Genomic DNA, 5,200 nt, shown 5'->3' with positions numbered 1-5,200 from the left:
TCTAACGAGGCTCTTTTTATTTATTCAGATTCAGGGGTTGGTTTTGGCTTTTTCTTTGGAATAAAGACCGAATCACCCACTGCTACGTTTTGGTAGAACGCTTTATCACGCTTAACAGGCTTCTTAGTACCCGTTTGTTTTTTCTTCTTCTGAGCTGGTTTTGCTGCAGTGTTCTTAGCAAAGGCAGGCTTACGCGGACGTAACCCTTTAAATTTACCTTTTAAACCTTCTAGTTCAGAGAAGGTAATGTCTTGTTGTAAGAAAGCTTCGACACGCTTCAAGCTGTCCCAGTCTTTTGGACCAACCAATGAAATGGCGTCACCCTTGTTACCCGCTCGACCAGTACGCCCAACACGGTGAACATATTCCTCGGTATGCTTTGGCATATCAAAGTTGATCACGTGCGTAACGGTATTAATATCGATACCACGTGAAGCCACATCCGTGGTCACTAGGATCTTAAAGACATGACGCTCAAACTGACTCATGATGTTATTTCGCTGAGTTTGGTTTAAACCACCACTTAGCGCCACTACTTTCAGTTTTTTCTCATTTAGCCAAGTTGCCAATCGCTCGGTATCTGCACGAGTCGCGGTGAAGATCATGACTTGTGTGTAGTCTGCTTCTTGTAAAACACGCTCTAAAATGGCTTCTTTATGATCTAAATGATCACACAAGTAAAATTTTTGCGTGATGTCTTTGTGCTCTTCGTTAGAAACCCCAACTGAAATGCGCTTAGGAGCATTAAGCATTTCATTCGCGATCTCATTCATTTCCGCATGATCAAGCGTGGCAGAAAACATCAATGTCTGACGACGACGATGCTTCGCTGCGCGATGAATACGCATAAGTTCAGGTGCGAAGCCTAAATCCAGCATGCGGTCTGCTTCATCCAGAATTAATGTTTCTAAGCCATCAAGAAACAATGAACGATGCTCTAAATGGTCAGCAAGTCGTCCTGGTGTCGCAACAATAAATTTAGGATAGCGACGTAGAGCTTTCACTTGGTCATTAAAGTTTTCGCCACCTAAGATCAGGGTCGCGTCGTAAGTTAATCCGCCCAACATCGCTCTTAACTCGCTGTATACCTGCTTTGCCAATTCACGAGTTGGCGCTAAGATAACTGCACGTGGGTCCTTTGCTGAAAACGACTTACTCTTCAAAGACTTGTGAAGCATAGGTAATACAAATGCCAAAGTCTTACCTGAGCCCGTTTTCGAAGAGGCAATCAGATCCTTACCCGCAATCGCGACTGGAATCGCCTGCTTCTGGATATCTGTCGCTTTTTTGAAGTCATAGTGCTTCAGATTCTTCAATAAACGGTTATCAAGACCAAGATCTTTAAATTGCAAAGGTTATACTCCTAACGGATGGGACGAACTAAAAAATGAGGGGCGCATAATACATGATATTTACCCTTGCCACCAGCATATAGCCAAATGACATCAAGATGCAGGATTAAGCGCATCTAGATGAGTCTACGATAAGAATATTTTCTTCACCTTGATATGGCTTGTATATAATGCATATCAACGCAAATCCCTGAATGACTCCCACTCATGTAGGCTAATTCTGATATACATAACCCGCTCAAGGTTTTATCCTTACAATCGCCTTGTAAACAATGTGTTAACGTCAAGAAGCACCGAGGGCGTGATATGCATCACATTTCGATGATATCTCAGTTTCTCATAAATAAGACAAACCAACTTTAACGTTAAAATCGCGTAATTTTTTGGTTTTTCTGACTTTTAAATAGTTTGCGTTCTTAAAATAAGGCACTAAACTCAAAAATAGCCTTATTGCCTAGATGTAGCAGGGCTGTTTGAAATAATAATCCTCAAGGAGCTTATAATGAATAAAGTGTTAATTGCAGCAGCAGCATCGTCGGTTCTACTACTAGCTGGTTGTGCATCAGGTCCAGACGAAGCAACAACAGCAAAAATGGACGATCTAAACAATCAAGTAAGCCAACTAAGTGCAGACGTACAAGCACTTAAAGATGAAGTTCAAATGGGCAACAAAAACGCTATGGCTGCGCAAGAAGAAGCTTCTCGTGCAAACGAGCGTATCGATAACATCGCTCAGTCTTACACTAAGTAAGTAGAATTAGATTTAAAATTCGATATTAATCATAAGGTTACATTTCGAATAACAGCCTAATGGCGATAAAGTGGCGACATGATTTCATGTCGCCACTTTTGTTTTTATGGCTGCAGTCGCCAAACGTGCGGCAGTGCCAACTGAAAGGTATACGGAGCAATTTTAGTGATGTAAGACCAGAGTTATTGACCCAACTCACAATGGATTGTGAATGAACTAGGTGTCAGACTAGAAACAGTCCGTAAAAATTGAACCATGCTCACAGATTATGTTTTTTTTGCGAAATAACTCGTCAACAAATTCAATTATTAAATGGAACCGCTAGCCAATTAGACCATATAGCCACAAAACCAGTCATTACGTCGTTAGAATACCCAAAATTACTAGCCAAAAGAATATACAGCATAGTTAACATACCCTAATTGGATTTACTTATATATCTGATATTGTTGCGTTTTATTTGATTGAGTATTTACAATGAGCACAATAGCTTACCTAACTATTGATAGTCTAACAGGTGGAAACTTATCTACGGGATGCAACACCGCCGAATCTATGGGTAATGGTTTTCAATCCACCCATGAGAATGAAATCACTATACTGGGGTTTTCCCACAACTTGGCTTACGACAATCGTTCAATCCATTGCCCTGTTCAAGTCATAAAGAAAATTGATAAGGCAAGCCCGTTACTAGCTCAAGCGTGTGCTGATGGCTCAGAGTTAAATTGCACCCTAACATTTTATAGGCACTCACCGACAGGAGGCACGCAAGAAAAGTTTTATGAGATAATTCTTGTAGGAGCACTAATCCGCAATATTCAAGTTGAAATGCCAAATGTCATCCACTTAGGTGAAGCTGAAATGCAAGAGATCGTCGATATTGCATACAGAGACATTCACTGGAAGCACTTAGCCGCGACAACAAATGGCTATTCTTCTTGGCTAGGTGCTTTAGGTAGTGCTTCAAGAAAACTGACGGACTTATAAGTGAATGGACGAATCAAGGGAAAAAGTTGACGATGCGTATTGGCTTTTAGAAAAAGAGTCCAGCCTTCTTATTACAGCGACGCTTTCGTCTCTATCACAACTCAAGTTAGAGCGCTCGCTCCAGTCCAAGGCAGTTCGAGAAATGAGCCAAGCTATTAATATTATTCTCCGAGCTTATCGTAAAGGGAGCATAGACTTTGAATCGGCACAAAGCACTTTGAGTAATCTAAAGTATGGGTTTGTCGACGGTGTCAGAGCTATCAAAACAGCTGATAGAAACCGAGTTATTCGCAAACAACAACGTATAACAACTAACTTAAATTCTGACAGTAGCTATCGTCGAAGCATGCGTGTCAACAATCAAGCTTTCAACGTTCGCTTTAAAGCACGTTGTGCGACTCCAGAATGTTTGATGAGAGGTGCGAACTTTGATTTACAAGATGATGCATTTCAGGATTACGTGGAAGCGGCAACTAACGGGAAAAAAGACGATGTTATGGGAATTGTAAATACAGCTCTCATTGCAAATCCTTACGCACGCCCTCTCATATGGCTTGCTAACGCAGATACTGCATATACAATAATGCACGAAAGAAACTATACGCCTCTCGCAGCATACTCGTTGGGAAAAGGGGTTGCATATAGATTGAAAATAATAGGGGTTCCTGCTCCGATAAGGGATCGACTAGAGAATACCATTTCACATACAACGGGCAAATTTCTTGATGAAAATCTATCCAAAAACTAAAGATATAAATTCCAGGTTAAATAGCACACTGATAGCCAGCTTGCTGCTCTTTCTAACATGCGTTATTTTGAACAATTTCTCAACAAGCCTTCCTATTTTAGCTCTGTTTACCTTTTCGTTCTTGCATTCTGAAATTCACTTGAGAGCGTATGCTCGAGGTAAAAAGCTCGTAAAATTTGGAACAATTTCTGATGTTGATAATAAAGATGAAGAGGCGAGTTCTTATAAACACCATTTTGCGATGGTGTATGGCTGTGTGATAGTGATATTCACTTATGTAATCTATTATGCTTTGACCTGAGCACTATAAGCAGGAGCGGTTACAAATTTCTAGAGATGCTGAACTCGAATAACTTTTGGTAAGGCAAACATATAATAACAAGTATGGATGAATTCAGACCCCAAACAATTTTGAAAAAATGAATCACTAAAATTTTCCACTTCTCAAGTGATAAATGAAGTGGTTCTCTTACTCAGAGCTGTACCATGGGAGGCGATCGCCGCTGCTGTTATTGCTTGGGCAGCCAAAAAGCCCAGAAGAAGGGCTATTTTTGTTTTTTCAGACAATTCAAAACTGGACGCAACCAACTATTCAAAAGAGGAACTCAAAGAGCTCTTATCTTCTCACAAGCAAGCCAATCTTCACTTGATAAACGAAGACCAAAAAGATGACCGTACGAAAACTGAATGAGACCAACAAACCTTGGCTTTGCGAGTGTTACCCGCAGGGCCGAAAAGGTAAGCGTATTCGCAAGCGCTTCGCCACTAAAGGTGAAGCCCTTGCTTTCGAAAAGCTCACCATGCAAGAAGTGGATGACAAACCTTGGCTAGGTGATAAGAAGGACCTACGCACACTTCATGACTTAGTTGAACTCTGGTACAAGCTTCACGGCCAGCACTTAAAATCTTCGGTAAAACTGTACCCTCGCCTCTGCACCATTGTTGAAGAACTGGGGAACCCTTTTGCTATCCAGTTCACTGCCAAAGACTTTGTTCACTGGCGTTCTAGCAGAAAAGCAAAACACAGGCACACGGGGGCGGATACAGGTAAGTTGATATCCGCACCCACTAATAACCTTGATTTAAGATGCTTACGTACTGTTTTCAATGAACTTATTTCCCTTGGGGAATGGACGCAACCCAACCCACTGACTGGCGTTAAGCAGATCCCCGTGACGGAATCTGAAATGGGCTTCTTCTCAGATAAGGATATTACTGCGCTTTTTGAGAGGATCACTAAAAGCAAACGCGCCAAAGAATACGAGCTGGTCTGTAAAATTAGCTTATCTACAGGCGCACGAATCTCAGAAGCTAATAATCTTCGTGTATCGCAGGTTACTAAATTCAAAATCACATTTCTGG

General features: G+C 41.2%; 5 protein-coding genes. 4 read left to right on the top strand and 1 reads right to left on the bottom strand.

Annotated features, from left to right (window positions below; genetic code table 11):
* Positions 1–20: 20 nt before the first annotated feature.
* A complete protein-coding gene (locus tag MD535_RS24995; RefSeq protein ID WP_265677972.1) occupies positions 21–1,352 on the bottom strand; it encodes a DEAD/DEAH box helicase in 1,332 nt (443 codons plus the stop codon).
* A gap of 502 nt (positions 1,353–1,854) precedes the next feature.
* On the opposite strand from MD535_RS24995, the gene MD535_RS24990 reads away from it, so the two are divergent.
* The 4 genes from MD535_RS24990 to MD535_RS24975 all read left to right on the top strand — a co-directional run.
* Positions 1,855–2,103 (top strand): Lpp/OprI family alanine-zipper lipoprotein, encoded by a 249-nt coding sequence (locus MD535_RS24990; protein WP_265677971.1) that lies wholly within the window; start codon positions 1,855–1,857, stop codon positions 2,101–2,103.
* Between the two features lie 477 nt (positions 2,104–2,580).
* Positions 2,581–3,090 (top strand): type VI secretion system tube protein TssD, encoded by a 510-nt coding sequence (tssD, locus tag MD535_RS24985; protein ID WP_265677970.1) that lies wholly within the window; start codon positions 2,581–2,583, stop codon positions 3,088–3,090.
* Between the two features lie 4 nt (positions 3,091–3,094).
* Positions 3,095–3,838: a hypothetical protein gene (locus tag MD535_RS24980; protein ID WP_265677969.1), complete on the top strand. Its 744-nt coding sequence runs from the start codon at positions 3,095–3,097 to the stop codon at positions 3,836–3,838.
* A gap of 668 nt (positions 3,839–4,506) precedes the next feature.
* On the top strand, positions 4,507–5,200 hold a 694-nt coding region (locus tag MD535_RS24975), incomplete at its 3' end, for a phage integrase (RefSeq protein WP_265677968.1).

Origin of the sequence: Vibrio qingdaonensis (genome assembly GCF_026191675.1) — a bacterium.
Taxonomy (GTDB): Bacteria; Pseudomonadota; Gammaproteobacteria; order Enterobacterales; family Vibrionaceae; genus Vibrio; species Vibrio qingdaonensis.
Note: the sequence above shows the minus strand (reverse complement) of the source record. Positions and strands in the feature narration are given on the sequence as shown.